23 protein-coding genes, 1 tRNA gene and 1 pseudogene are annotated in these 26,593 nt (G+C 70.2%); 11 read left to right on the forward strand and 14 right to left on the reverse strand.

Features of this window, described 5'->3' with window-relative positions; genetic code table 11:
- Positions 1-74: 74 nt before the first annotated feature.
- Positions 75-923, forward strand: a complete 849-nt coding sequence (locus ABZZ22_RS04270; protein ID WP_354927148.1) for a PAC2 family protein — start codon at positions 75-77, stop codon at positions 921-923.
- 73 nt (positions 924-996) lie between these two features.
- On the opposite strand, the gene mshC is transcribed toward ABZZ22_RS04270, so the two are convergent.
- The 4 genes from mshC to ABZZ22_RS04290 are packed head-to-tail and all read right to left on the reverse strand — an operon-like array spanning position 997 to position 4,400.
- Positions 997-2,229, reverse strand: a complete 1,233-nt coding sequence (gene mshC, locus ABZZ22_RS04275) for a cysteine--1-D-myo-inosityl 2-amino-2-deoxy-alpha-D-glucopyranoside ligase (RefSeq protein WP_354927150.1) — start codon at positions 2,227-2,229, stop codon at positions 997-999.
- 32 nt (positions 2,230-2,261) lie between these two features.
- Entirely contained in the window at positions 2,262-3,038 is a 777-nt protein-coding gene (locus ABZZ22_RS04280) for an SCO1664 family protein (protein WP_354927152.1), read from the reverse strand.
- 4 nt (positions 3,039-3,042) lie between these two features.
- Entirely contained in the window at positions 3,043-3,648 is a 606-nt protein-coding gene (locus ABZZ22_RS04285; protein ID WP_354927154.1) for a DUF3090 domain-containing protein, read from the reverse strand.
- A 2-nt stretch (positions 3,649-3,650) separates the two neighbouring features.
- Entirely contained in the window at positions 3,651-4,400 is a 750-nt protein-coding gene (locus tag ABZZ22_RS04290; protein ID WP_354927156.1) for a histidine phosphatase family protein, read from the reverse strand.
- A 56-nt stretch (positions 4,401-4,456) separates the two neighbouring features.
- Between ABZZ22_RS04290 and corA the strand changes: the two genes are divergently transcribed.
- Positions 4,457-5,437, forward strand: a complete 981-nt coding sequence (gene corA, locus ABZZ22_RS04295; protein ID WP_354927158.1) for a magnesium/cobalt transporter CorA — start codon at positions 4,457-4,459, stop codon at positions 5,435-5,437.
- A gap of 27 nt (positions 5,438-5,464) precedes the next feature.
- Here the strand turns inward: corA and ilvA are convergent, their stop codons facing one another.
- Together ilvA and ABZZ22_RS04305 are read right to left on the reverse strand one after the other, a co-directional pair.
- Positions 5,465-6,721 (reverse strand): threonine ammonia-lyase IlvA, encoded by a 1,257-nt coding sequence (gene ilvA / locus ABZZ22_RS04300; protein ID WP_354927160.1) that lies wholly within the window; start codon positions 6,719-6,721, stop codon positions 5,465-5,467.
- A 19-nt stretch (positions 6,722-6,740) separates the two neighbouring features.
- Positions 6,741-7,565: an undecaprenyl-diphosphate phosphatase gene (locus ABZZ22_RS04305; protein WP_354927162.1), complete on the reverse strand. Its 825-nt coding sequence runs from the start codon at positions 7,563-7,565 to the stop codon at positions 6,741-6,743.
- Between the two features lie 121 nt (positions 7,566-7,686).
- Here ABZZ22_RS04305 and ABZZ22_RS04310 point away from each other — a divergent pair, with 121 nt between their 5' ends.
- The 4 genes from ABZZ22_RS04310 to ABZZ22_RS04325 all read left to right on the forward strand — a co-directional run bounded on the left by ABZZ22_RS04310 (position 7,687) and on the right by ABZZ22_RS04325 (position 10,530).
- The gene (locus ABZZ22_RS04310) at positions 7,687-8,637 is read left to right on the forward strand and encodes an aldo/keto reductase (RefSeq protein WP_354927164.1); all 951 of its coding nucleotides are present in this window, start codon (positions 7,687-7,689) and stop codon (positions 8,635-8,637) included.
- Between the two features lie 155 nt (positions 8,638-8,792).
- Positions 8,793-8,975: a DUF5703 family protein gene (locus ABZZ22_RS04315; RefSeq protein ID WP_179661391.1), complete on the forward strand. Its 183-nt coding sequence runs from the start codon at positions 8,793-8,795 to the stop codon at positions 8,973-8,975.
- A gap of 46 nt (positions 8,976-9,021) precedes the next feature.
- Positions 9,022-9,579: a histidine phosphatase family protein gene (locus tag ABZZ22_RS04320; RefSeq protein WP_354927166.1), complete on the forward strand. Its 558-nt coding sequence runs from the start codon at positions 9,022-9,024 to the stop codon at positions 9,577-9,579.
- Between the two features lie 108 nt (positions 9,580-9,687).
- Positions 9,688-10,530, forward strand: coding sequence for an aminoglycoside phosphotransferase family protein (locus ABZZ22_RS04325; RefSeq protein WP_354927168.1), 843 nt, complete (start codon positions 9,688-9,690; stop codon positions 10,528-10,530).
- 29 nt (positions 10,531-10,559) lie between these two features.
- On the opposite strand, the gene ABZZ22_RS04330 is transcribed toward ABZZ22_RS04325, so the two are convergent.
- Positions 10,560-11,852, reverse strand: coding sequence for a M20/M25/M40 family metallo-hydrolase (locus ABZZ22_RS04330; RefSeq protein WP_354927170.1), 1,293 nt, complete (start codon positions 11,850-11,852; stop codon positions 10,560-10,562).
- A gap of 103 nt (positions 11,853-11,955) precedes the next feature.
- Between ABZZ22_RS04330 and ABZZ22_RS04335 the strand changes: the two genes are divergently transcribed.
- The 3 genes and pseudogenes from ABZZ22_RS04335 to ABZZ22_RS04345 all read left to right on the forward strand — a co-directional run.
- Positions 11,956-12,723, forward strand: coding sequence for a glycerophosphodiester phosphodiesterase (locus tag ABZZ22_RS04335; RefSeq protein ID WP_354927172.1), 768 nt, complete (start codon positions 11,956-11,958; stop codon positions 12,721-12,723).
- Positions 12,724-12,795: 72 nt separating this feature from the next.
- Positions 12,796-12,881: transfer RNA gene (locus ABZZ22_RS04340), tRNA-Leu, on the forward strand.
- 424 nt (positions 12,882-13,305) lie between these two features.
- Positions 13,306-13,632, forward strand: a pseudogene (locus tag ABZZ22_RS04345) (hypothetical protein); the annotation flags it as partial.
- A gap of 91 nt (positions 13,633-13,723) precedes the next feature.
- On the opposite strand, the gene ABZZ22_RS04350 reads toward ABZZ22_RS04345, so the two are convergent.
- From ABZZ22_RS04350 to benA, 7 genes are all read right to left on the reverse strand, one after another.
- Positions 13,724-14,455 carry an alpha/beta hydrolase gene (locus ABZZ22_RS04350; protein ID WP_354927174.1) on the reverse strand — a complete coding sequence of 244 codons (732 nt, stop codon included), beginning with the start codon at positions 14,453-14,455 and terminating at the stop codon, positions 13,724-13,726.
- Positions 14,452-15,675 (reverse strand): benzoate/H(+) symporter BenE family transporter, encoded by a 1,224-nt coding sequence (locus ABZZ22_RS04355; protein WP_354927176.1) that lies wholly within the window; start codon positions 15,673-15,675, stop codon positions 14,452-14,454. The genes ABZZ22_RS04350 and ABZZ22_RS04355 overlap by 4 nt, the downstream gene beginning before the upstream one ends.
- A complete protein-coding gene (locus ABZZ22_RS04360) occupies positions 15,672-18,338 on the reverse strand; it encodes a LuxR C-terminal-related transcriptional regulator (RefSeq protein ID WP_354927178.1) in 2,667 nt (888 codons plus the stop codon). Before ABZZ22_RS04360 ends, ABZZ22_RS04355 begins: the two co-directional genes overlap by 4 nt.
- 20 nt (positions 18,339-18,358) lie before the next feature.
- Entirely contained in the window at positions 18,359-19,654 is a 1,296-nt protein-coding gene (locus ABZZ22_RS04365) for an aromatic acid/H+ symport family MFS transporter (protein WP_354927180.1), read from the reverse strand.
- 70 nt (positions 19,655-19,724) lie between these two features.
- Complete coding sequence (benC, locus tag ABZZ22_RS04370) at positions 19,725-22,457, reverse strand: benzoate 1,2-dioxygenase electron transfer component BenC (RefSeq protein ID WP_354927182.1); 2,733 nt, start codon at positions 22,455-22,457, stop codon at positions 19,725-19,727.
- A gap of 9 nt (positions 22,458-22,466) precedes the next feature.
- Complete coding sequence (gene benB / locus ABZZ22_RS04375) at positions 22,467-22,991, reverse strand: benzoate 1,2-dioxygenase small subunit (RefSeq protein ID WP_354927184.1); 525 nt, start codon at positions 22,989-22,991, stop codon at positions 22,467-22,469.
- A gap of 2 nt (positions 22,992-22,993) precedes the next feature.
- Positions 22,994-24,361: a benzoate 1,2-dioxygenase large subunit gene (benA, locus tag ABZZ22_RS04380; RefSeq protein ID WP_354927186.1), complete on the reverse strand. Its 1,368-nt coding sequence runs from the start codon at positions 24,359-24,361 to the stop codon at positions 22,994-22,996.
- A gap of 193 nt (positions 24,362-24,554) precedes the next feature.
- Between benA and ABZZ22_RS04385 the strand changes: the two genes are divergently transcribed.
- Together ABZZ22_RS04385 and ABZZ22_RS04390 are read left to right on the forward strand one after the other, a co-directional pair.
- Positions 24,555-25,466 carry a LysR substrate-binding domain-containing protein gene (locus tag ABZZ22_RS04385; RefSeq protein WP_354927188.1) on the forward strand — a complete coding sequence of 304 codons (912 nt, stop codon included), beginning with the start codon at positions 24,555-24,557 and terminating at the stop codon, positions 25,464-25,466.
- Positions 25,463-26,566: an enolase C-terminal domain-like protein gene (locus ABZZ22_RS04390; protein ID WP_354927190.1), complete on the forward strand. Its 1,104-nt coding sequence runs from the start codon at positions 25,463-25,465 to the stop codon at positions 26,564-26,566. Before ABZZ22_RS04385 ends, ABZZ22_RS04390 begins: the two co-directional genes overlap by 4 nt.
- Positions 26,567-26,593 lie beyond the last annotated feature (27 nt).

Raw genomic sequence — 26,593 nt, forward strand, 5'->3', positions numbered from 1 at the left:
CCAGGTGGGAATTCGTGAGGTGTACGCAGGGTGAACGACGTCATCGGACTGGTGCTCATGGCTAGGGTGGAGAGGTGATCGAGATCGAAGAGACCCGCGACCTGGTCGATCCTGTGGTGATCGCCGCGTTCGAGGGATGGAACGATGCGGCCGATGCCGCGTCCGGCACGGTTGACCATCTGATGGACGTCTGGCATGCGCGGGTGGTGGCCGAGATCGATCCCGAGGACTTCTACGACTACCAGGTCAACCGCCCGGTCACCGGGACCGATGAGAACGGCTTCCGTTCGATCACCTGGCCCACCACCCAGGTGGCCGTCTGCTCCCCACCCGATATGGACCGTGACATCATCCTCGTGCGCGGCATCGAGCCCAACATGCGCTGGAAGCAGTTCGTCGGCGAGATCCTGGAGTGCGTCGACGAGCTCGGCGGCCAGCTCGTGGTGACCCTCGGCGCGCTCCTGGCCGACGCCCCGCACACCCGCCCGATCCCGGTCTCCGGCACCGCCACCGAGCCCGATCTCGTCGACCGGCTCAAGCTCGACTCGCCGACGTACGAAGGGCCGACCGGCATCGTCGGCGTCGTCCAGGAGGCCTGCGTCCAGTCCGACATCCCGGCGGTCTCCTACTGGGCGGCCGTCCCCCATTACGTCGCCGCGCCGCCGTGCCCCAAGGCCACCCTCGCGATCATCAACAAGCTCGAGGACCTGCTCCAGTGCTCCATCCCCCTCGGCGACCTCCCCGAGGACGCCAAAGCCTGGGAGCGCGGCGTCAACGACCTCGCCGAGGAGGACGAGGACGTCTCCGACTACGTACGCTCCCTGGAGGAGGCCCGCGACACCGTCGACCTCCCCGAGGCGAGCGGTGACGCGATCGCCCGGGAGTTCGAGCGCTACCTCAAGCGTCGCTCCGACGACTCCTGACAGCCGAAGCGTCACTCCCGTCGGCCGAAGCGTCACAGCGATGACGTCTCGGCCGACCGGAGTGACGTCTCGGCTAAAGCTTGATGCCCAGCGCGGCGTCGACGAGCTTGGTGATGGCCTCGCCCGCAAGCGCGTCGGAGGTCTCGGCGAGGCCGCCCTCACCGAGCGTGGCGGCGACCCAGGCGTCGACGGCCTTGACCGCGCGCGGGGCGTCGAGGTCGTCGGCCAGGGCGCCGAGGACCGTCTCGACGACCGGCGCCGCGGGGGCGCCGCGGCCGAGAGCGACGGCCTTGCGCCATTCGGCGACCTGGTCGACGGCGTCGAAGAGCTTGGCGTCGGTCCACTCCCAGTCGTCGCGGTAGTGGTGGCCGAGCAGCACCAGCCGGATCGCCATCGGGTCGATCTCGGAGTTGCGCAGCGCGGAGACGAAGACGAGGTTGCCCCGCGACTTCGACATCTTGTGACCGTCGTAGGCCACCATCCCGCCGTGGGTGTAGATCTCGGCGAACTCCTTGCCTGCCGCACGCGAGTGCGAGCCGGACATCTCGTGGTGCGGGAAGATGAGGTCGGAGCCGCCGGCCTGGACCGTGAACCCGGCTCCGAGGTGCTCCAGGGCGATCGCGGTGCACTCGATGTGCCAGCCGGGTCGGCCCGGGCCGTAGGGCGAGGGCCAGGACGGCTCCCCCGGGCGCTCGGCGCGCCACAGCAGCGGGTCGAGCGGGTCCTTCTTGCCGGCCCGCTCGGGGTCGCCGCCTCGCTCACCGAAGAGCTCGAGCATCTCCGAACGAGACATCCGTGACTCCTCGCCGAAGGCCTCGTCGACCGCCACCGAGGCGTAGACATCATCGTCGACCTTGTAGATCGCACCGCCCTCCTCGAGCTCGCCGATCAGCGAGACCACCAGCGGGATCGACTCGACGGCACCGATGTAGTTCTGCGGCGGCACGACCCGCAGCGCCTCCATGTCCTGGCGGAAGAGCTCGGTCTCGCGCTCGGCGAGCGCCTCCCACTCGATCCCGACCTTGTCCGCCCGCTCGAGCAGCGGGTCGTCGACGTCGGTGACGTTCTGGGTGTAGTCGACCTCGTGGCCGGCGTTGAGCCACGCGCGGTGGAGCAGGTCGAAGGCGACATAGGTGTTGGCGTGGCCGATGTGGGTCGCGTCGTAGGGCGTGATGCCACACACGTACAGCGAACGGCGTCCCTGACTTTCCGTCGGGACGACCGCGTCCCGCTGATGGTCATAGAGCTGCACCTCGGGCCCTCTGGCGGACAGTTCTGGGACTTCGGGTGCAGACCAAGCGCGCATGAGTGCAGCCTACTTGGCGCGCACCACGTGTCTCAGAAGGGCGGCCACGGGATGACATGGCGGTCGTACTCCGGCCGCGGGAAGACGCCCTCGGCGAGCAGCGTCTCGCACCGCAGAGCGAGCGCTTCGAGATCCCCACCCGAGAGGTACGCCGCCAGCTCCCGCCCGAGCGCACCGGAGAGCCCCGCGTGGACTGCCCGGATCCCGGCGAGCTCCTCGTCGGAGAAGCCCAGCCCGTGCCATCCCCACAAGATGGTGCGCAGCTTCGGCTCTTCGTGGAAGGTCAGCCCGTGATCGCAGCCGAAGCGGTGTCCGTCGGCGACCGCCAGGACGTGTCCGCCCTTGCGGTCGGCGTTGTTGGTGATCGCGTCGAAGACCGCCATCCGCCGCAGGGCGGGCGTGTCCTCGTGAGCCAGCGAAACGACCTGGTCGAGCGCGTCATAGCCGTCGAATACGTGCCGGAATCCGTCGGGGATCTCCCCGACGGGGACGATCGTCACCGGCTCCACGCTCTCGTCGGCCGAGATCCAGCGCTGCACCATCCCGACACCGTGCGGCCCTTCGCCGAGCCAGGTCTCGGGCACGACCGACCAGCCCAGCGCCTCGGAGACGAGGTAGGAGGCCACCTCGCGGTGGGCGAGGTGGCCGTCGGGGAAGTCCCACAGCGGCCGCTCTCCCGCGATCGGCTTGTAGACCACCTCGGTCTGCCCGATGGTGGCCAGGAACGTCGCGTTAGAGGCAGTCGTCAACCGTCCGACGAGCTCCATCGCCCCGTCGGCCGCATCGGTGGACTCGATGACCGGCTCCACCGGATCAGACCGGGTCGCGCCGCTTGAACCCGTTCGCCCGGACGCACAGGTGGCCTTCGGGGTCGATCGGGAAGCCGCAGAACGGGCAGTTGGGACGTCCGGCGCCCAGGACCGCCTCGGCACGTTTGACGAACGCCCGGGCGTTGCCCGGGTCGAACCGCACCAGCAGCACCTCGTCGGGCTCCGACTCCTCCAGCTCGATGGCCGCCACGGCGTCCTCGTCGACCAGGTGGCCGGCCTCGTCGACCTCGGCGATGATCTCGGTCTCGCTGATCGGAAAGACCTCGAGGACCACCTTGTCCTCGTCGGGGTCCCAGGCCAGCGTCATCGTGCCCGCCCGGAACTCCTCCTCGATCGGCTGCTCCAGCGGCCCGTTGTCGTCGAGGTCGACGGGGGCGATCGCGGGCACCACGGCGGGAGCCGACTTCATCACCTCGTCGAGGAGCTCGTCGAGCCGCTCGGTGAGCACCGTGACCTGCTGCTTCTCCAGGGCGACCGAGACGAGCCGCGTCCCCTCACGTGCCTGGAGGAAGAACGTACGCGCCCCTGGCTCGCCGACGGTGCCGACGACGAATCGTTCGGGCGGATCGAAGGCGTGCATCACAGGCATGGTCAAACCTTATCCAGACCGTCCTCGGGACCCGAGCCGCCGCCCACGACGGCGTCGTTTCGCCGGCGTGACGGCTTGCGCCCCTTCTTCGCGGGCGTCCTCTTGGAAGAGCCCTGTGGCGCCAGCCAGGAGAGGTCGCCGGCGTGGGTGTTCGTGGCCAGGACCGAGGGCCGCCCCTCGCCGTAGCGGACCACGGAGATGGAGGCCGGGTCGACGTGCAGCCGCTGGAACAGGTCCAGGTGCATGCCGAGCGCGTCGGCCAGGATCGCCTTGATCAGGTCGCCGTGGCTCACGCACAGCCAGACCGCCGAGTCTCCGTGCGCCGCCGTGACGGCGGCGTCGTGGCGGCGTACGGCCTCGACTCCGCGGGCCTGCATCGCCGCCATCGACTCGCCACCGGGGAACGTGACCGCGGACGGCTGCGCCTGCACCGTCTTCCACAGCCTTCGGCGCGCCAGCGTGCTGAGCTTCTCCCCCTGCCACTCGCCGTAGTCGCACTCGGACACGCCGTCCTCGACGACGACGGCGGGCTGCTCGGGGCGGTCCCCCAGGATCACCGACAGCGTCTGCTGGCAGCGCTCCATCGGACTGGTGACCGCCAGCGCGAGCGGCACCGGCGCGATCCGTTCAGCGGCCCTGCTCGCCTGCTCCACCCCGCGCTCGTCGAGCTTCACCCCAGGAAGCCGGCCGGCCAGGGTGCCGGATGCGTTCGCCGTCGTACGGCCGTGTCTCACCAGGATCATCGTCGCCACGATTGGCGACCCTATCCATCCCGGGGAAGGCGCACGGCATGCCCTAACCTGAAAGCGTGATCGTCGACAGCGCTCTCTACCGCGCCGGTGCGCGCGCGCAGACCGACTGTTCGCCCCACGACTACGCGGCGCTGCGCCGCGGGGTGAAGGGCGAGGGCGACTTCGTCTGGCTCGGGCTCTACCAGCCCAGCCAGTACGAGCTCGAGGAGGTCGCCGAGGCCTTCGGTCTGCACCCGCTCGCCGTGGAGGACGCGCTGACCGCCCACCAGCGCCCCAAGCTGGAGCGCTATGAAGGCGCGATGTTCCTCGTCGTCAAGACGCTGTGGTACGTCGATGCCGAGGACGCCGTCGAGACCGGTGAGGTCGCCTTCTTCATCGGCCCCGACTACGTGATCACCGTCCGCCACGGCCGCGGCTCCCAGCTCGCGCCCGCCCGCGAGCTGCTGGAGACCAGCGACGAGCACCTGCTCACCGAGGGCTCCTACTCGGCGGTCCATGCGGTCGTCGACTACATCGTCGACGGCTACGTGGACGTGGCGAACGAGCTCACCAAGGACGTCGACGAGGTCGAGACCTCGGTCTTCTCCGACGAGCGCACACACGACTCGGCCCGGATCTACCGGCTCCGCCGCGAGCTGGCAGAGGTACGCCGCGCGGTGATGCCGCTGCGCGAGCCGGTGCGCCGCTTCGCCAACGGGGAGGGCGGCATCGAGCCCGACCTGCGTCCCTACTTCCGCGACGTCCTCGACCACCTCTCCTCCATCGTGGAGTCGATCGAGAACCTCGAGACGCTGCTGTCCTCCGCCTTCGAGGCCCACCTGGCGCAGCTCTCGCTGCAGCAGAACGACGACATGCGCAAGATCTCCGCGGGCGCGGCGATGATCGTGGTGCCGACCCTGATCGCCGGGATCTACGGGATGAACTTCACCCACATGCCCGAGCTCGACTGGAGGTTCGGCTACCCCTTCGCGCTGCTGCTGATGGGCGGCGTGATCACCGGGATGTGGATCTTCTTCCGCAGGTCCGGCTGGTTCTGACCCCGCTGGTCGAGCCGCCGGTCAACCTCAGTGCAAGAAGGTGAACAGCGGTGAGTCAGGCGCGATCCGCTCGATGAGCAGGTCGCTGTCCCCCATCCGCTCGAGCAGACCATCGAGCCCGTCGGCGGAGTCGAGGTCGATCCCGATCAGCGCGGGGCCGAGCTCGCGGTTGGACTTCTTGACGTACTCGAAGACGACGATGTCCTCACCGTCGGCGAGAACGTCGTCGAGGAAACCTCGCAGCGCCCCGGGCGCCTGCGGGAACGAGACCAGGAAGTAGTGACGCAGGCCCTGGTGGATCAGCGCGCGCTCGAGCACGTCGGCGTAGCGGGAGACGTCGTTGTTGCCGCCGGAGAGAACCGCCCCGACGCGGGTGGCGCCACGCAGGTCGACCTGCCCCAGCGCAGCGACCGCGAGCGCGCCGGCGGGCTCGGCGATGATCCCCTCGGTCTGGTAGAGCTCGAGCATCTCCACGCAGACCGCGCCGACCGGAACGGAGACGAGCTCGTCGACGTACTCCTTGACGATCGGGTAGGTCACCTTCCCCGCGGTCGCGACCGCGGCGCCGTCCACAAACGTGTCGAGCGCCTCGAGTCGCACCGGGCCGCCGGCCTCGATCGCGGCGGCCATCGAGGCGGCGCCCGCAGGCTCGACCCCGACGATCCGGGTCTGCGGCCAGACCTCGCGCACCCAGGTCGCCACGCCGGAGGCGAGCCCGCCGCCACCGACCGGCAGCAGCAGCACGTCCAGCGGCTCGGTGATCTGGGAGGTCAGCTCGTAGCCGACGGTGCCCTGACCGGCGATCGTGCGCGGGTCGTCGAAGGCCGAGACGTACGTCGCCCCGAGCCCGCGGCCCAGCTCGTAGGCGTAGGCGGAGGCCTCGTCGTAGGTCGAGCCGTGGAGCGTCAACGTCACGTGGGAGCCGCCGAGGGCGGTGATCCGGTCGCGCTTCTGCTTGGGCGTGTTGGTCGGCACCACGATGTGGCCGGGCACCCCGAGACGGGCGCACGAGATCGCGACACCCTGGGCGTGGTTTCCGGCGCTGGCGCACACCACGCCGCGCTCGAGCTCGTCGGGCGAGAGCGAGCTCATCAGGTTGTAGGCGCCCCGGACCTTGTAGGAGCGGCCCAGCTGCAGGTCCTCGCGCTTGAGCAGGACCTCGGCGGCGTACCTCTCCGAGAGTCTGACGGAGCGTTCGACCGCCGTGCGCGTGGCGATCGTGCGCGCGGCGGCTTCCTCGATCGCAGCGGGTGTTACGACGGACTTCGCACCGGACTCAGACACATCCGTGAGTTTGGCACGATCACCACTCGGTGAGCACACCCACGCCGAGGAGCACCAAGACGGTGAGACCGAGGACGACCCGGTAGATCACGAACGGGGTGTAGGTGTTGCGGGAGAGGTACTTGAGGAGCCAAGCGATCACGGCGTAGCCGAGGACGAACGAGACGATCGTGGCGACGATCGTCGGGCCCCAGCCATAGAGGTTGGCTCCGTGGGCGATCTCGCCCATCTCGAACAGGCCGGCTCCGAAGACCGCCGGCAGCGCGAGCAGGAAGGCGTAGCGGGTCACCGTGGCCCGCTCGTAGCCGAGCGCACGGCCCATCGAGATCGTGGCCCCCGACCGGGAGACTCCCGGGATCAGCGCGCAGGCCTGGGCGCAGCCCATCAGGACCGCGTCACGCCAGGACAGGTCATCGAACCGCTTGCGGTTCGCGCCGATCCGGTCGGCCACACCGAGGACGATGCCCATGACCACGAGCATGGTGCCGACGACGTACAGGCTGCGCAGGTCGTGCTCGATGACGTCCTTCATCACGACGCCGATCGCCGCGATCGGGATCGAGCCGACGATGATGAACCAGCCCATCCGGGCGTCGGTGTGGCTGCGCAGCTCGGCGTTGAAGAGGCTGCGGAACCAGGTCACGATGATGTCGCGGATGTTGCGCCACATGTAGATGACCACGGCCAGCTCGGTGCCGATCTGGATCACGGCGGTGAACGCCGCGCCGGGGTCGCCCCAGCCGAGCAGCTCGGGGAAGATGCGCAGGTGCGCGCTCGAAGAGATGGGCAGGAACTCGGTGAGTGCCTGAAGGATGCCCAGTGCGATCGCCTGCAAATAATCCACGGGCGGAAACTCTAAGGGGCATGTACGCGGCGCCCGACCGCTGCCTCCCCGCCGGAGTGTCCGCCGTCACTGCCAGCGTGTCCGTCCGGGGCCGAAGGGAGGGCCCGGATAGATTGTCCCCATGCAGAGCCGACTCCTCGGAGCCACTGGGCTGCGAGTCTCGTCTCTCGCCCTGGGCACCATGACCTGGGGCAGCGTGACCGATGAGCACGAGGCCCGTGAGCAGCTGGCCGGCTTCGCCGAAGCCGGCGGCACCCTCCTCGACACCGCCGCAGGCTACGGCGGCGGCGCGTCCGAGGCGCTGCTCGGCTCGCTCCTCGGCGAAGGCGTCGTGGCCCGCGACGATGTCGTCCTGGCGACCAAAGGCGGCATCACCTGGCGCGGCGGCGACCGCGGCGTCGATACCTCGCGCGGCGGGCTGATCACCGGTCTCGACGCTTCGCTGAAGCGGCTCGGCGTGGACCACGTCGACCTGTGGCAGGTGCATGTCTGGTCCCCCGAGGTGCCCCTCGAGGAGACGCTCTCGGCGCTCGACATGGCGCTGAGCAGCGGCCGGGCGGCGTACGTCGGGGTCTCCAACTACAGCGGATGGCAGACCGCCCAGGCGGCGACCTGGCAGCGAGCCGTGCCCGGGCGAGCGATCCTGGCCTCCACCCAGGTGGAGTACTCACTCCTGGCCCGCGACATCGAGTACGAGGTGGTGCCGGCCGCCGAGGCGATGGGAATGGGCCTGCTGGCCTGGTCGCCGCTGGCGGGTGGCGTGCTGACCGGGAAGTACCGCACCGGCACCCCAACGCACTCCCGCGGCGCCGACCCCAACTTCTCCGCCCGGGTGGATGCCTACGACGACGAGCGCTCCCGCGGGATCGTCACCGCCGTCGCCAAGGCCGCTGAGGGTCTGGAGTGGACGCCTCTGCAGGTCTCGCTGGCCTGGGTGCGCGACCGTCCGGGTGTCACCGCACCGATCCTCGGGGCGCGTACGGCCGCTCAGCTCAAGGAGGCACTGCAGGTCGCCGACCTCACCTTGCCGCCCGAGATCGCGCTCGCTCTCGATGACGTCTCCGCCGTCTGAAGAACTTCCCTCGCGAGAACATCGATCCCCCGGAGGTCGAGCTCGTCGAGACCACCCCACGGGAACATCCGATCCGGCACACTGGTTCTCCTGAGTAGTCCATCAGAAGGAGTGCTGCCTTGGCTCGAGCCGAACGCCGCCCGCCCCGCCCCGGAGTGGTGTGGGAGTACGACAAAGTGATCTTCTCGCGTGAGTTCTCCCGCAACATCGTGACCAAGCTTCTCGTCGAACGCGCCGAGCACGGCGGCTGGGAGCTCGACCGGGTGCGGATCACCGCGGACGGCACCCGCCGGGTGACGCTGCGCCGCAAGATCATCCGGCAGCGGCTCACGGTCTGAGCGCGTCTTCGCGGCCCTCGCGGTGCGAAAGACTAGGGTCCGAAGCGTGATCCATCTCGTACGTCACGGTGAAGCTGCCGGTGAGGACAAGGCCGATCCGGGCCTCTCCGATCACGGCCGCCACCAGGTCCAGGCCCTTGCCAACCGGCTGGCCTTCCGACCGATCCGCCAGGTTCTGCACGGCCCGAGCCGGCGTACGTCCGAGACCGCCTGCGTCCTCACCGAGAACCTCGGCGCCGGGGCGACGCCCTCCGACCTCCTCGCCGACCGCACCCCGGTGCCATCGGCGGAGCGGCGCGGCGACTACCCGACCCACCGCTGGGAGTGGTTCGAGCACGTGCCCGCCGCCGAGCGCGACCTCGACGGCGCCGAGCTCACCGAGGCCTGGCACCAGCTCTGGTTCGAGCATCATGACGACGAGATCGTGCTGGTCACCCACGCGTTCGTGATCGCCTGGTTCGTACGCCAGGTCCTCAACGCCCCGCCCGCGACGTGGATGCGGATCGGTCCGATCGGCAACGCGACCCTGACCAGCATCGGCCCCAACATCGCCGCCGAGCCCGTGGTGGAGACGTTCAACGCCGAGGTCGTCCTCCCGATCTGAGCCGATCTGAGCCGATCTGGACAAGCGGCGCCCACAAGGTGCCAACAACATGGACATGTCGCCGCGACACGGCGGCTCGGGCCTGCTCAGCACTGGCAAGATCCGCCCGTGATCTCGGCACTCGACACCCTGACCCCCGCCCAGCGCGACCTCCTCGACCAATGGCTCCCCGGAGCCGAGGTGGTCGCCGACCGCAGCGCCCTGCACCGCGCCGGCACCACCGCCCTCGTGATCTCTGCAGGCGACGACCGCTTCCTCGTGAAGACCACGGCAGAAGGCGTACGCCACCTCGACCGTGAGCTCGCGGCACACCGCAGCTGGCTGGCCTCCTGGACCGACGCCGGCCGCGCGCCGGGCCTCGTCCAGGCCGACCTGGACGCCCGCATCATCGTGATGACCCACCTCGACGGCGAGCCGGCCGACACCTCGGCCGCCATCCATGACCCGGAGTTCTACCGTCAGGCGGGTGAGCTGCTGGCGACGTTCCACGGCCAGGCCGGCGTCGAGGACGAGGACTACGAGCCGGAGCTCAATCAGCGCGCCCTCGCCTCGCTCGACGGGGCGGGCCTGGAGGCCGACCTCGCCGAGCGTCTCCGCACCGAGATCACCTCGTGGCCGACCCCCACGACGGTGCTCGTCCCCACCCACGGCGACTGGCAGCCCACCAGCTGGGTCGTCGACGCGGGCATCCTGCGCGTGATCGACTCCGGCCGCTTCGCCTTCCGAGCCGCCCTCTACGATCTCTCCCGGCTCTCCGCGCGGGACTTCGTCCGCAACGACACCTTCGAGAAGGCCTTCCTCGAGGGCTACGGCTCCGACCCCCGCGAACCCGAGGCCTGGCACCGCCTCCAGGTCCGTGACGCCATCTCCGTCGCGGCCTGGGGCCACCGCGCCGGCCACGCCGCGGTCGCCACCCTGAGCGAGGAGACCCTCACCGCTCTCGTCCCCTGAAACGACGAAAACAGCGCCGAGTCGGTTCGTCAGACCTGGTCGAGGAAGCGGTCCATCACCCGCGCTCCGAACTGGAGCGCGTCGACCGGCACCCGCTCGTCGACGCCGTGGAAGAGAGCGGTGAAGTCGAGCTCCTCGGGCAGCCGCAGGGGCGCGAAGCCGTAAGTCCTCATCCCGAGCCGCTTGAAGTGCTTGGCGTCGGTGCCGGCCGACATCAGGTAAGGCGCGACCAGGGCGTCGGGGTCCTCGGCGATGAGCGAGCGCTCCATGGCGGCGACGATGGCGCCGTCGTAGGGCGTCTCCCACGGCATCTGGTTCTGCTCGAACTCGATGTCGATCCCCTCGCCGCACAGCTTGCGCAGGGTCTCGAAGAAGTCGTCCTCGTAGCCGGGCAGGAAGCGGCCATCGACGTGGGCGGTGGCCTCGGTGGGGATGACGTTGACCTTGTAGCCGGCGCTGGTCATCGTCGGGTTGGTGACGTTGCGCAGCGTGGCGCCGATCATCCGCGCGGCGGGGCCGAACTCCTCCACGAGCCGCTCGGCGTTCTCCGGGGTGGGCTCCTCACCCGCAATCTCGCCGACCGCGGCGAGCAGCGTCTGCATCGTCGGAGTCAGCTGCACCGGCCACTCGTGGGCGCCGATGCGGGCGATCGCGCCGGACAGCCTGGTGATCGGGTTGTCCCGGTTGATCATCGAGCCGTGCCCGGCGGTGCCGCGGGCGGTCAGCTTCATCCAGGCCATGCCCTTCTCGGCGGCCTCGATCAGATAGAGACGACGCCCCTTCACGGTCGTCGAGAAGCCGCCGACCTCGCCGACCGCCTCGGTGCAGTGGGCGAGCAGATCGGGGTGGTCCTCGACGAGCACGTGGGCGCCCTTCATCCCGCCGGCCTCCTCGTCGGCAGTGAAGGCGAGCGTGATCGGGCGCTCGGGGATCCGTCCGGTGCGCTGGCGCTCCCGGACGACCGCGAGCAGCATCGCGTCGAAGTCCTTCATGTCGACCGCGCCGCGGCCCCAGACGTACCCGTCCTGGATCTCCCCGGAGAAGGGGTCGACCTTCCAGTCCTCCGCAGCAGCAGGAACGACGTCGAGGTGCCCGTGCAACAGGAGTCCGTCACCGCTCGATCCACCCCACTGGGCGACGACCGAGGCGCGGCCCGACTCGGACTCGTAGATCTCGGAAGGGATCCCGACCTCGTCGAGCTGTGCCGCGACGTACTCGGCCGCCTTCCGCTCCCCCGGCCCCGGGTCGTTGCCGTAGTTGCTCGTGTCGATGCGGATCAGGTCACGGCAGAGGTCGACGACCTCGGTCTCGGCGCTGGTCATGTGGCCACCGTATCGACCTGCCGCGACAACCCGCCCCCTGAAGTCCACCTGAGCGCAACCTGAGGATTTAGATGCGGTCGAACGGGTGGGTTTCCATTGACGCATGCAGACGCGGGCCCTCCTCTCCGCTCACCGCGCCGCGGCGCGTCAGTCGGGGCACCGCGACAACTCCTGGGAGTCGCTGCTCGAGGCGGTCCGGATGGAGGTCGACTACGTCGAGTTCGACGTCCACCGCACCCGCGACGGCGAGCTCGTCCTCCACCACGACAGCCACGTCCGTGACCGCATCGGCCGCAAGGTCAAGATCGAGGACAGGACGTACGCCGCGCTCTCGCGGCTCGCGCCGTTCCGACTGGTGCGCTACCGGGAAGCCCTCGAGCTGCTCGCCGCGCACGGCAAGCACGCCCACATCGACCTCAAGTTCGCCTCCCCTGCCAACCACCTCGGACTCCCGCACGAGGTCGACGCCGCTGAGATCGCGCTCGAGGTGATGGACGAGAGCTTCATCGTGACCACGATGGTCGATGAGTCCGTACGCGTCCTGCGCGACTGGGCCGATCTCCGCTCCCCCTCGACCCTCGTCGGCCTCTCCCTCGGCGGCGTCGACTTCCGGCACCACCCCGTCAAGCTGCTCGGGCTGAAGCTCTCGGAGTTCTTCCCCGAGGGCCGCATCCGCTGCTGCCGCTCCAACCTCGTCGTCGTCGAGCATCGCCTAGCCGACGTCTGGCTGCTGCGCTGGGCCCACCGCCGCAACATCAAGGTCCTCGTCTGGACCGTCGACGACCCCGGCCGCCTGCGCCGTTTCGTTCACGACAAGCGCGTCTGGATGGTCACCAGCAACCACCCCGCCAGGGCCCTGCTTCCGGCCTGACCTGGGGCACTATCCAGAGGACTACCCCGATTCGGCACCAACGCCCCCTCCTGATAATGTTCTTCCTGTTGCGCGCGGGTGGCGGAATAGGCAGACGCGCTAGCTTGAGGTGCTAGTCCACGTACTAGTGGGTGGGGGTTCAAGTCCCCCCTCGCGCACGCATTGGATTGTGGCCCTGACCTGGGAGAACCGGGTCGGGGCCACACTTCGTTTTCGCCTAGTTGGGGACCAGAGCGTGCACGCATCCCCTCTTCAACTTTCCAGGTCAGCCTAACTGAACGCGTTGTCGTCTCTGGCGCAGAGCTTCGCGGAATCGAGCACCCCACCCTGCACGGCCCGCGCAGACGCGCACGACGGTGGCGCCAAAGGTGGCGCACGCAGGCGGCGCTCTTCATTGTTCTCTCTCAGGCCTTTGGCAGCTCGTCGTTGGCGATGAACACGACGCGACGGGCGTTCTCGACGGGGGCGAAGTTGAACTCCTCGGCGGGCTGCACAGGACGCGAAGGCATTGGCCCGCGAGTCGAAGAAAACGCGGTTTCGGTCAGCGGATTGGTCCGGCACCTATCCATCCACGACATCGGTGTGTCGTACGTCGAGTCGACATCGTCGCGGGTCTACCGATCTCGCGCCCTGATCCAGCGAGAGCCCCGCGACGACGTGCTGTTGTCCATCCACCTCAGTGGCAGCGGACAGGTTTCGCAGGCGGACCGCTGCGCTGTTCTCGTTCCCGGCGCTGGGGCACTCTATGACGCCGACCGGGCGTACGAACTCTCTTTTCCGACCACGATGAGCGAGATCGTGCTGCAGGTTCCCCGGGCTCGATCGGGTGTTCGGGACTCGATCATCCGCGATGCCACGGCCCGCCAGCTCGTCGCGGGTTCTCGACTCACGGTGTTGCGGCACCCGGGGCGCGCTGGCAGCACCCGTGATCGGTGGCTACATCGGCGCCGCCTACTGGTTCACCAGCTCCGCCTCATTCGCCAACCCGGCGGTCATGAGGTCAGACCTGGGCAGCCGCGGCGAGCAGGTGCGACCAGGCCGCGGAGGTCGGGTCGCCCCAGGCGGCGTGGTCGGCGCCGTCGACCACCTCCAGACGTACGTCGGGGTGTGCTGCCGCGTAGCGCTCGGAGATCGCGAGCGGAATCACGCTGTCGGAGGCGCCGTGCAGGACCCGCACGGGGATCTGTGGGGCGAGGCCGAGCGGGTCGGTAGCGGTGTACGCCTCGGGCGACTCGGCCGGGGTGCCGCCGAGGAACTCCTCGACCGCACCGTCGCCGAGACCTTCCTGGCTCATCGCGGCCAGCGCGGCGGCCGGGGCCAGAGCCACGACGCCGGTGACGAGAGTGCCTGCCTGGGCGGCCGCCCACAGGGCCAGTTGGCCGCCGGAGGAGTGGCCGACCAGGGTGATCCGGCGGGGTGCGTCGTTGTGGATGGTCCATTCCCGGCCGCTGAGCTGGATCGACTCGATCGCGGTCTCGACGTCCTCGAAGGCCTGCCGCCACTGGCCAGGTCCGTGCCGGTACTCCACCGTCGCGGTCAGATGGCCCGCCTCGGCCAGCGCCCGGCCGGCCGACCAGGTGCGCATCCGGTCGGAGTCGCGCCACATTCCGCCGTGGAGCAGCAGCACCAGCGAGTCGGTCGCCTCGGCCGGCTCGAAGACGTCGGCTACCTGCCGGGCGGTGGCTCCGTAGCGCATCGTCGCATCGGGGTAGGTGGTGTCGGTGGTGGTCATGACTTCTCCCTGCTGTTGTTTCGGCTGTCGTGGTCGAGCAGCATGCTGACCGCGAGACCGACCACCAGCCCCCAGAAGGCGGAGCCGATGTTGAAGACGGTGATGTCGGCGACGGTCACCAGGAAGGTGACCAGGGCGCCGGTGACGTGGGGACCGCTGAAGGCGGTCTGGAAGGCGCCCTGGAGCGGCTTGAGCATGGCCAGGCCGCCCAGCACGGCGACGTACGCCTCGGGCATGGTGGTGATGATCCGGACCATGCCGGGGGCTAGCAGGCCGAACCCGATCGCGAGCACGCCGCACCAGATCGCCGCCGCATAGTGCCGACGCCGCTCGCCCGAGGCGGTGACCAGCGCGTTGGTCGGACCCGCCAGGCACGTGGACACGCCTCCGAACGGGGCCGCGACCAGCGAGGTCACCCCGCACCAGCCGGTCACCTGGTTCATCCGCGGGTCGTGGCCGGCGGCCCGCAGGACCGCCATGCCCTGGCCGTTCTGGACGACGAGGACGGTGATCAGCAGGGGGATGGTGAGCTCGATGAAGGCGGACCCGGTGAAGGCCGGCGTGGTCCAGACCGGGTCGATCATCCAGCGGCCGGAGACCTCCACGGCCGGCCGGTCCGCGAGGCTCACCGCGACCGCGCCGACCGCGAGCGCGACCAGCACCGCCGGCAGCCAGCGCGCCAGCCGCGGGGCAGCGCTGACGGCGACGAACGCGACCACCATCGGGCCGGCCACCGCCAGGTCGCGGTCGACCGCGAGGACCAGGTCGGTGCCGAAGCGCAGGAAGACACCCGCCACCATCGCCATCACGATCGGCATCGGGAGCAGGTGCATGATGCGGTCGACCTGCCGGGTCAGGGCTAGTCCGATCAGCAGGACCGCGGCCAGGCAGAACCCGCCGACCGCCTCCGGCCAGGTGGTGCCGGCGGCCATCGCCTGGCCGACGACCACAGTGCCGGGAATGGTCCAGAAGTAGACCAGCGGCTGCCGGCTCCACCGCGAGGCGACGATCGTCAGCAACCCGTTGAGGCAGAAGACCGCGCTCACCCAGGAGGCGACCACAGCAGCGGAGAGCCCCGCACCCTGGCCGACGGCGAGGATCACCGCGACCGGGCCGGTGCAGGAGAACAGGAACCCGATGAAGCCGTTGACCAGCTCGTGACGGCCCAGGTCGCGTCGCAGACCGGCCCGGGGTTCTCGGACCTCGAGGTCGGTGCTCATGGTTCCTCCGTCGGCTCGGCTGCCATCGCGGCGAGCTCGGTCCGGCTGCGGACGCCGAGCTTCGCGTAGATGCGGGTCAGGTGGTACTGCACGGTCTTGGGCGAGACGAACAGCTGCGCGGCGACCTCGCGGTTGGAGAGACCGGAGGCGACCATCTCGGCGACGGTCTCCTCCTGCGGAGTCAGGTCCACCGGCCCACGGCGGCCGCGCGGCGCCCGCACTCCCCCGGCGCGCAGCTCCCGCTGGGCGGCGTCGACGTAGGTCACCGCGCCCAGCCCGTCCCACAGGTCGCGAGCCGAGGAGAGCAGCGCGTCGGCATCACGCCGACGGCCGGCGCGACGCAGCGCCTGCCCGTAGGCGAAGGTGACCCGGGCGCGCTCGTAGCGCAGCGGCAGCTCGTCGAGCAGACCGAGCGCGCGGTCGAACGTGTCGCGAACCCCGGCGAGCTCGCCACGCGCGCCGTGCCAGCGGCCGCGGGCGGTGGCGAGCCTGGCCTGGGCGGAGCGGTGTCCCTCCTCGTGGGCGCGGGCCTCGTGCGGGCGGAGGAACTCGTCGGCCTCGTCCAGCCTGCCCTCCGCGATCAGCGCGGCGGCGTACGTGTCGGCCCACGGCCAGATCGCCGGCTCGGTCAGCGCGCTGCCGGCCGGGGCCTGGGTGAGCGGCTCGAGGATGCGGAGGACGGCACGGAAGTCGCTGCGGGCCTCGGCGATGTGGGCGCGGGCGAGCAGCGCGGGGACGCGCATGATCTCGTAGCCCTGCGCCCCGATCTCGGCGGCGCGGGCGGTGCGGACGGCCTCCTCCCAGCTCCCGCGCAGCAGGTGGGTCTCGGTCGCGGTCCACTCCAGCAGCGGGGTGACCAGGGCGATGCCAGACTCGGCGGCCAGCGCCCGCCCGGCCGCGACCGTCTGCAGGGCCGCCTCCCCCTCCCCCGTAAGGAACTGCACCCGCGCCAGCCAGGCCAGGGCCCACATCGAGATCCGGGTCGAGCCGCCGAGGACCCTCGGGTCGGTGACTCCCTCCAGACGGCTGCGGGCCTCGTCGGGCTCGTCGGAGAGTACGTCGAGCCAGCCGCGGCCCATGGTGACCCGCTGGGTCTGGGCGCTGTGGCCGACGCGGCTGGCGGCTGCGGCGTACGCGTCGTGGGCCTCGTCGAACCGGCCGGCCATCGCCAGTCCGAGCCCACGGATCGCCGCCGCCTCGACGCCGGCCGCCGAGTCCCGGCCGGCCAGCGAGATCGCCCGGTCGGCCCAGGTGACGAGCTCGTCGCCGCGGCACAGCGCCAGCGAGTGCAGCACGTGGCGCGTGGCGATCAGCGCGGCGGTCTCCGGCTCCCGGTCGGCGTTGACGATGTCCCAGGCACGCTTGAGCCGGACCTCGGCCTCGGTGGCGCGCCCCCGCAGCATCGCCAGATAGGCGAGCACGGCATCGCGCAGCGGCGTCTCGCGCAGACTCTCGACGACGGGGACCAGCGCTGCCGCACCCATGCCGTCGCCGGCCGCGACCAGGGCGTCGACGGAGTGGATCAGCCGGTCGTCGCGCCGCACGGGGTCCTCGGTGAGCCGGCTGGAGTCGCGGTAGAGCGCCGCGGCCTCCGCCCAGGCACCCTCGTCGCCGCGCCGTTGGGCCAGCCGGGCGACCCCGTCGGCCAGTTCGGCGTCGGGCAGCGGGGTCGCGGCGACGAGGTGCCGGGCCCGGCGGACCTCGTCGTCGACGATCGCGGCGGCGCGCTGATGCGCGTCGGCAGCCCGGCGAGCGCCCATCGTGGCCAGCACGGCGACGCCGACCAGCGGCGTACGCCATCGGGGGCGGTGGTCACGCGTCGTCTCGACGAGCCCGGCCGCAACCAGGGCGTCGACCGCGGAGAGCGGGTCCTCGAGACCGGCGAGGGCGGCGGCCTGGCCCAGCGACGCGTCCTCTCCCAGGACCGCGAGGGCCTCGGCGAGGGCGCGTCCGGCGGCACCGCACCCGGCGAGGGCGAGCTGGACCTCGTCGCGTACGTGGGCCGGGGCCGGAAGCTGGGTGTCGGGCCGTGCCCAGCGGCTCGGTGGGAGCTCGTCGAGCAGCGCGACCGCGTCGCGCGGGCTGCCCGCCGTGTGACGGGTGAGGACGTCGGCCATCGACGGGTGCAGGACCCGACCGCGCAGCGAGGCGAGCTCGCCGATCGCGGCCGCGTCCAGCCCCTCGATGCGTACGGTCTCGGTCGCGATCTCGCCGAGGAACGCGGTGGTTCGAGTGGCTGCCAGCACCACCAGCAGCGGTGCCTCACGGTGGTGGCGCAGCGCGGAGGCGATCGCCTGCAGGGAGAACGTGTCGGCGAGGTCGGCGTCGTCGACGAGGACCAGACCGGGCTCGTTGGCACACCCGGCCAGGGCCCGCGTGACCAGAACGTCGGCCGCGGCGACCGGATCGGCCGGCGCAACCTCGCCGAGCAGCTGGCGCAGCACCGCCCCTGGCGAGTCCTGTTCCCACGCGCCGGCGCGCGCCCTCAGCGCCGGCGTCGCGGCCCGGTCCGCCAGGCCGCGCAGCAGCGCGGTCTTCCCCAGCCCCGGGTCACCGAGGACCAGGACGGCGGCGGAGCCGGAGGCGCGGGTGGCTGCCAGCCGCGAGGTGAGCTCGACGAGCTCGTCCTCGCGACCGACACACCCAGCTCGTTCGATGAGCACGGTCACACCCTAGGCCCCCTTCATGCTGGTACGCCGTCGTCGAGCGTGACACTCACGACGGTCTCTTCGGGCGACCGCGGCACCGCCACGGCCACCACGGCACCGAGCACCGCGACGCCCGCGAAGATCTGGAAGGCGGTGGTGCCGCCCACCCCGGCGGCGACCAGTGCCCCGCCGATGATGGGTCCGACGATGCCGCCCAGCCGGCCGAACCCGGCACACCAGGCGACGCCCGCGCCACGGGCCCGGGTCGGGTAGTAGTTGGCGACGAGCCCGTAGATGAGCACCTGCGTACCGATCGTGCCGACGCCGGCGATCGCGACGGCCGGGAACAGGACGGCGAGCGGCAGCCCGAGGGGCAGCAGCAACAGCATCAGGGCGGCGAGCACGAAGGTCGTCGCGACCACCTTCTTGGCGCCGGTGCGGTCAGCGACGTACGAGGCGAGGAGACCGCCGATGATGGCACCCCCGTTGAGCACCAGCAGGAAGGTGAGCGCGTACGCCTTGCCGTAGCCGTTGTCCTCCATGATCTTCGGCAGCCAGGTGTTCAGGCCGTAGGTCAGCAGCAGACCGGAGAAGCTCATCAGCCCGAGCACGAGGGTCGGGAACGCGAGCGGACGGCGGGCCAGGGCACTGAAGCCGACCGCCTCCTGGGCGGTGCTGGTCGACGCGACCCGGCCGCGGGAGTCGAGCCACAGCTGCGACTCGGGCAGCTTGGCGATGGCGAAAGGCAGCAGGAGCACCAGCGGCGCGGCGCCGATCGCCATCAGGATCCGCCAGTTGGAGCCGCTCGGGTCGATGATCAGCGCCATCACGGAGGCGGCCACGCCACCGGCGGGTATGCCGCTGTAGACGATCGCGTTGAGCCGGTTCTTCCGCTCCGGCGGCGCGAACTCGGCGACCAGGGCGCCGACGGTCGCCAGGATCGCGCCCAGCCCGATGCCGGTGAGGAAGCGGAGCATGCCGAAGACGGCGATCGACTGGGCGAACGCGGTCGCGGCCATCCCGAGCGAGAACCAGGTGATGCTGGCGAGCACGACCTTCCGGCGGCCGATCCGGTCGCTGACCGCGCCGGCGCTCAGCGCGCCGACGAGCACCCCGACCAGCGCATAGCTGCCCAGGGTGCCCGCCTGACCCGCGGAGAGCTGCCCGATCTGGGATGGATCGGCCATCAGGGTCGGCAGCACCGTGCCGTAGACCACGAGGTCGTAGCCGTCGAACATCAGGGCCAGCGCGGAGAGCGCGACGACCCAGGCGAGCTGGCGCCCGGTCTTGGCCCGAGTGATTTCTTCGGTGTTTGCTGTGTTGTCGGGCATGGGTGATCTCCATGGGTGACGCGAGCGCGCTCGCGAAGGGAGGGACGGCCCCGAGAAAGGACCTGGTGGCTCAGCCGAGGTCACCGCCGGCGACGGGAAGGACCGTGCCGGTGATGTAGGAGGCTTCCTCGGAGGCGAGGAAGCAGATCGCGGCGGCCTGCTCGTCGAGCGTGCCGTAGCGGTGCATCAGTGAGGTCTCGAGGGTCTGGTCGATGTGGGCCTGGAACCAGGCCTTCTCAGTGTCGCTACGCGGCTGTGGTGTGCCCCGGGAGATCCGGCGTGGCGGAGCCTCCGTACCTCCCGGGGCCGTCGCGGCGACCCGGACGCCCGAGCCGGCGTACTCCAGCGCGAGCGAGGCGGTGACCGCGTTGATCCCGCCCTTCGCCGCGGAGTACGGGATCCGGTGGACGCCGCGGGTCGCGGCCGAGGAGACGTTGACGATGACGCCGTGTCCGCGCTCGACCATGCCCGGCAGGGCGGCCCGACAGGCGTACAACGTGGTCATCAGCGACCGGGTGATCTCGGCGTCGATCTGCGCAGGCGTGAACTCGGTGAACGGCTTGAAGTTGATCGCGCCGCCGACGTTGTTGATCAGCACGTCGATCCGGCCGTACGTCTCCACAGCCTGCTCTACCAGCGCGGCCGCGCCCGCATAGTGCTCCAGATCGCACTCGACGGCGGTGGCACTCGCGCCCTGGCCGGTGAGCTCGTCGGTGACCTCGCCCACCAGCGGGGAGCGGTCGGCGAGGACGACCTTTCCGCCCTCGGCGCCGACCCGGCGGGCCACCTGGGCGCCGATGCCCTGGGCCGCCCCGGTGACCACCACGACCTGGCCGGCGAACCGGCCCGGCGTGATGAACCGCGGCCTGGTCGCGGCGGCCGACTCGGCCATCGCGCGCCGCATCGTCTCCTGAGACCGCTCGCTGTGGGCCTTGATCAGGTCGCGGGCCGCCACTCGGTCGACGCGGTCGAAGGCCTCGACGATGTCGAGGTGGTCCTGGGTGCACCGCGGGTGGCACCAGGTGGCGTTGCGCAGCACGTCCTCCATCCGGCCCTTGACCCCGAGCGCCTGGTAGGCGGCCAGCAGGTGGCTGTTGCCGGTGAGGGTGAACAGGTAGTCGTGGAAGGCCGCGTTCGACTCGGTGTAGCCGTGGGCGTCGAGGAACCGGTCGCCCTCGACGTACGGGAGGGTCGACTCGGCGAGCAGCCGGTAGCCGCTCAGCTGCCGGGAGTCGAGCCGTCCGATGGTGAGGTCGAGCGCTCCCACCTCCAGCGCCGCCCGGGCCTCGAAGATCGCATCGGAGGCCGAGATGTCCGGGTGCTCCTCACCGATCGTGTAGCCGTCCTCGGTCGTGTCCCCGCTGGTCGAGCCGCCGGAGCCGCTAGGCGGAGGCGTGTCGAGACCAACAGAGTCATCTCGAGCGAACACCTCTTGGCCGCCGATGCCACGCGCCTCCACGACAACGATCAGGTCCTCGACCGTGTTGGTCTCGACACGCTCGCTGGCGCTCGCGGCTCGACCAGGGGGGACCGGCGCGACCAGCTGACCGGCGATCCGGCGTACGACATCGCCGTCGTCGCGAGGCACATCAGCCGATCCGCTGGGACCGAGAGCGTGAGCCGGGAGCATCACCTGGCCCGCGATGGCTCGCGCCTCCGGGTGGGTCTCCAGCTCACGTACGAGTGACTTCTCGACCAACGCGGGTGACTTCTCGGCCGACGCCGCTGACGCCTCGGCCGACGGGGCTGACGCCTCGGCGGGGACTGCCAGGGCGAACTTCTCGTAGTAGAAGCCGGTGGGCTGGAGGCCGGCATCGGCGACGTGCGTACGCACCGCCTCGACCATCGGGGGCGGGCCGCACAGGTAGATCGCGACGTCGCCGTCGTGCAGGTCGTCGTCGCCGATCAGGCTCATCACGTAGCCCTTGTTGGCCGCGGTCGAGGCGGGGTCGGAGACGCAGTGGTCCCAGCTGAACCCGGGCAGCCGCGAGACCAGCTCACCGACCTCGTCGAGCTTGACCAGGTCGTCGTCGGTGCTGACGCCGTAGACCAGCCGGCCACCGCGGTCGCAGCCGTCGACCTCGAGCTGGCGCAGCATCGAGAGCACGGGCGCGAGCCCGGTGCCACCGGCCAGCATCAGCACCGGCCGGCGTGCCTCGCGCAGGAAGAAGGAGCCGTTCGGCCCGGTGAAGGTGACCTCGTCACCGACGGTGGCCTGCTCGGTCAGCCAGGTCGACATCGCGCCGCCCGGGGTGAGCTTGACCAGGAAGACGAGCCGCTCCTCGTGCGGGGCGTTCGCGAAGGAGTACGACCGGGTCACCTCGGTGCCCGGCACGGCGATGTTGACGTACTGACCCGGCAGGAAGGCCAGCTCGCCCCGGTTGGGGATGTCGATGGAGAGCTCGACCGTGGTCGGGCTGAGCCGGTCCAGGCCGACCACGGTGCCGGTGTAGCTCGCGGCGCCGGTCTTGGCGACCTCGGAGGTGGTGGCGATCTGCAGTGCGAGGTCTGAGCGCGGCTTCATCGAGCACGGCAGGGCGTACCCCTCGGCGGCCTCCGCCGCCGACAGCGCGTCCTCGATGTAGGTGCCGCCGTCGTACTCCCCCGACTCGCACAGCGCCTTGCACGTCCCGCAGGCGCCGTCGCGGCAGTCCAGCGGGATGTTGATCCGCTGCCGGTAGGACGCATCGGCGACGGTCTGGTCCTCGCGGACGGTGATGAACCGGGTCACCCCGTCCTCGAAGGAGAGCGCCACCTGGTGGGTCGCGACCCCAGTGGTCGGCTCGGTCTCTGTTGCAGTCATCGCGGTGCCTCAGACGTGGTAGATGTCGACGACGTGGTGGATGTAGTCGTTCTTCAGCACCACGGTCTTGCGGCGGATCAGCGGCTGCGAGCCTGTGAAGTCGATGGTGTAGAACGACGTGCCGTAGTAGGGGTCGACGGTCTTGTAGCGGAAGTACATGGTGTGCCAGTTGAAGCGCACGTCGACCAGGTCGCCGCGGCGCTCGATCACCTCGACGTTGCTGATGTTGTGCGACGTACGCGGCTCGGGCAGCGAGGTGGCCGAGGACCGCTCCGTACGGATCCGGAAGACCCGGTCCTCCAGGCCGCCCTTGTTGGGGTAGTAGATGAGCGACATCTCGGTCTGCGGGTCCTCGGTGAGGAGGTCCGCGTCGTCCCAGCAGGGCATCCAGTAGACGACGTCGTCGGCGTAGCACTCGAGCCACAACTCGTACTCGCGGTCGTCCAGGAAGCGCGCCTCGCGGTAGAGGAACTGCTCGATCATGCCGTGCGTGATCAGCTTCGCTCCGGCAGGAGCGCTCTGCGTGATGGTCATGGTCACTTCCCCTTCTCGTTCGCGATGGCCGTACGCATCTGGTCGGCCCACTGCGCGTGCATGACCGGGTAGAGACCCTCGTCCTCGTTCTTCGCGCCGGCCGAGATGACACCCGGCATCTCCAGCGCCTCGGCGACGTCGTCGGGTCCGGTGAGCCAGTGCTCGGCACCGCGGCTCATGTCGTTCCACGGCGCGGCGGAGGCCTGGTACGTCACGTAGCAGGAGCGGAACTCCTCCAGGTCGTCGGGCGTGGCCATGCCGGAGGCGTTGAAGAAGTCCTCGTACTGCCGGATCCGCCACGCCCGCGATTCGGGGCTCTCGCCCTTCGGGGCGATGCAGTAGATGGTGACCTCGGTCTTGTCGACCGAGATCGGGCGGAAGTGCCGGATCTGGGTCGAGAACTGGTCCATCAGATACACGTTCGGGTAGAGCAGCAGGTTGCGGGAGCCCTTGACCATGAACTCGCCCTTGGCCTCGCCGAACTTCTCCTTGAGCACGTCCATCTGGTCCCACAGCGGCCGGTCGGCGGGGTTGGCCGCCCAGGTCCACAGGCACAGGTGGCCGTTCGGGTACGACCAGTAGCCGCCGCCCGCCTTGCCCCAGCTGCCGGCGTCGACGGTCTTGGTCGTGTTCTTCGACTCGCCGGTGTTGCGACGCGAGGTGGTCGCCGCGTAGTTCCAGTGGGTGGCGGTGACGTGGTAGCCGTCGGCGCCGTTCTCCGCCTGGACCTTCCAGTTGCCGTCGTAGGTGTAGGTCGAGGAACCGCGCAGCACCTCGAGCCCCTCGGGCGACTGGTCGACGAGCATGTCGATCACCTTGACGGTGTCGCCGAGGTGCTCCTCGAGCGGCAGTACGTCCTGGTTGAGCGAGCCGAACAGGAAGCCGCGATAGCTGTCGAAGCGGGCGACGTGGGTGAGGTTGTGCGAGCCTTGCGTGTTGAAGCTCTCCGGGTAGCCCGCGTCATCGGGATCCTTGACCTTGAGCAGGGTCCCGTCGTTGCGGAACGTCCAGCCGTGGAACGGGCAGGTCAGGGTCATCCGGTTGTCGGTCTTGCGCCGGCACAGCATCGCACCACGGTGGGCGCAGGCGTTGATCATGCAGTGCAGTTCGCCGTCCTTGTCGCGCGTGATCATCACCGGCTGCCGCCCGATGTAGGTGGTGAAGTAGTCGCCGGGATTGGGCACCTGGCTCTCGTGGGCGAGGTAGATCCAGTTGCCTTCGAAGATGTGCTTCATCTCCAGCTCGAAGATCTCCTCGTCGGTGAAGATCCGGCGGTTGGCGCGGTAGATCCCGGCCTCGCGGTCCTCGACGACGGCGTCCGACAGGACGTTCTCGATGTGGCCCAGGCTCTCGGTGAGTGGTGCGGTCATGGTGATGCCTCCAACGGGTGACGGTCCCCACACCTTCGCAAGACGTGGCGACCGTCACACCAGGCGAATGCCCAGTTCCGACCTAGGCACCCATTGATCATTTAAATCAATCAATGAGCGCCAGTTTCGTCCTTGTTGTTTATCTATCGCAGACCTAGTGTGGCGGTCATCACCACCTCGTGAGGAGCGCTTCATGGAGCTACGCCACCTGCGGTATTTCGCCGCGGTCGCCGAGACCTGCCACTTCGGGCAGGCCGCGGCGCAGTTGCACATCGCCCAGCCGGCGCTCTCCCAGGCGATCCGCCAGCTCGAGTCCGAGCTCGACGTCACCCTGTTCACCCGGACGACCAGGCAGGTCTCCCTCACCCCGGCCGGCGAGTTCCTCCGCACCGAGGCCGCGCGGGTCCTGGCCGCCGTCGACGACAGCGTCCGAGGCGTACGCCGCATCGGGGCCGGCCGCCACGGCCTGGTCCGCCTGGGACTGACCGGCACCGCCTCGTTCTCGCATCTGCCGGGCATCGCCCGGGTGGTGAAGCGCGAGCTGCCCGAGGTGGCGCTCGAGATCCACGCCGACCTGCTCACCCCGGCCCAGTGCGAGCGGCTGCAGAGCGGGGCGCTCGACCTCGGGGTGCTGCGGCCGCCGGCCGTCGGCGAGGGGCTGACCCTGCGCACCCTCGAGGTCGAGCCGCTCGCCCTGGCGGTCCCCCTCGACCACCGGCTGGCCGTCGAGCCCGTCGTGGCCTTGGCCGACCTGCGCACCGAGCCGTTCGTGGCCTACAGCGCCCGCGACTCGGCGGTCAACGAGGCGGTCCTGCGCAGCTGTCGCGAAGCCGGGTTCGTGCCGCGCCGCGAGCACGAGGCGCCCAGCACCGCGGTCCTGCTGGCGCTGGTCGCGGCGGGCCTCGGCGTCGCGGTCGTCCCCGCGTCGGTCCGGGCGCTTCCGCTGGAGGGCGTGGTCTTCCGCGACCTGCTCGATGCGGGCAGCGTCGAGCTCTCCCTCGCCTACCGCACCGACGACGACAACCCCGTCGTCGACGCCGTCATCGACGTCCTCGAGGCAGCCGACCTGTTCACCGCACCCCGTCTGGAAGCTCCCCGATCATGAAGATCACCAAGGTCGAGGCGATCCCGTTCGCCATCCCCTACCGTAAGCCGCTGCGCTTCGCCTCCGGCGAGGTCCACACCGCCCAGCACGTGCTCGTCCGGGTGCACACCGACGACGGCGTCGTGGGTGTCGCCGAGGCGCCGCCGCGGCCGTTCACCTACGGCGAGACTCAGGCCGGGATCATCGCCGTCATCGACCAGCTCTTCGCCCCGCAGCTGGCCGGGCTCACCCTGCTCGAGCGCGAGACCGCCCAAGTCCTGATGGGGCGCACCGTCGGCAACCCGACCGCGAAGGCGGCCGTCGACATGGCCATGTGGGATGCCCTCGGCAAGACCTTGGACCTGCGGGTCGTCGACCTACTCGGTGCCTTCACCGACCGGATGCGGGTCTCCCACATGCTCGGCTTCGACACGCCTGAGGCGATGGTCGCCGAGGCAGAGCGGATGCGGGAGACGTACGGGATCTCGACGTTCAAGGTGAAGGTCGGCCGCTCCCCCATCGAGCTCGACACCGCCGTCGTCCGTGCGCTGCGCGAGCGGTTCGGCACCGAGATCGAGCTGTACGTCGACGGCAACCGCGGCTGGACCGCGGCCGAATCCGCCCGCGCGATGAAGCAGATGGCCGACCTGGACCTGCTCTTCGCCGAGGAGCTCAACCCCGCCGACGACGTGCTCGGGCGGCGCTGGCTGGTCAGCCAGCTCGACGTGCCGTTCATCGCCGACGAGTCGGTACCGACGGCGGCCGACGTCACCCGCGAGGTGCTCGGTGGCGCCGCCACCGCGATCAGCATCAAGACCGCGCGCACCGGCTTCACCGGGTCGCAGCAGGTGCTCCATCTCGCCGAGGGCCTCGGGCTGGAGGTCGTGATGGGCAACCAGATCGACGGCCAGCTCGGCAGCGCCTGCTCGATCGCCTTCGGTGCCGCTCATCGGCTCACCTCCCGCCGGGCCGGTGAGCTCTCCAACTTTCTCGACATGGCCGATGACCTGCTCACCGAGCCGCTCGAGATCCGCGACGGCGAGCTCGCCGTACGTCCTGGTGCCGGCCTCGGGGTCGAGATAGATCCAGAGAAGCTCGATCGCTACCGCACCGACAACTGAACACCTGACCCCACCGCAACACGAGAG

This window comes from Nocardioides sp. NPDC006273, assembly GCF_040613495.1.
GTDB lineage: Bacteria > Actinomycetota > Actinomycetes > Propionibacteriales > Nocardioidaceae > Nocardioides.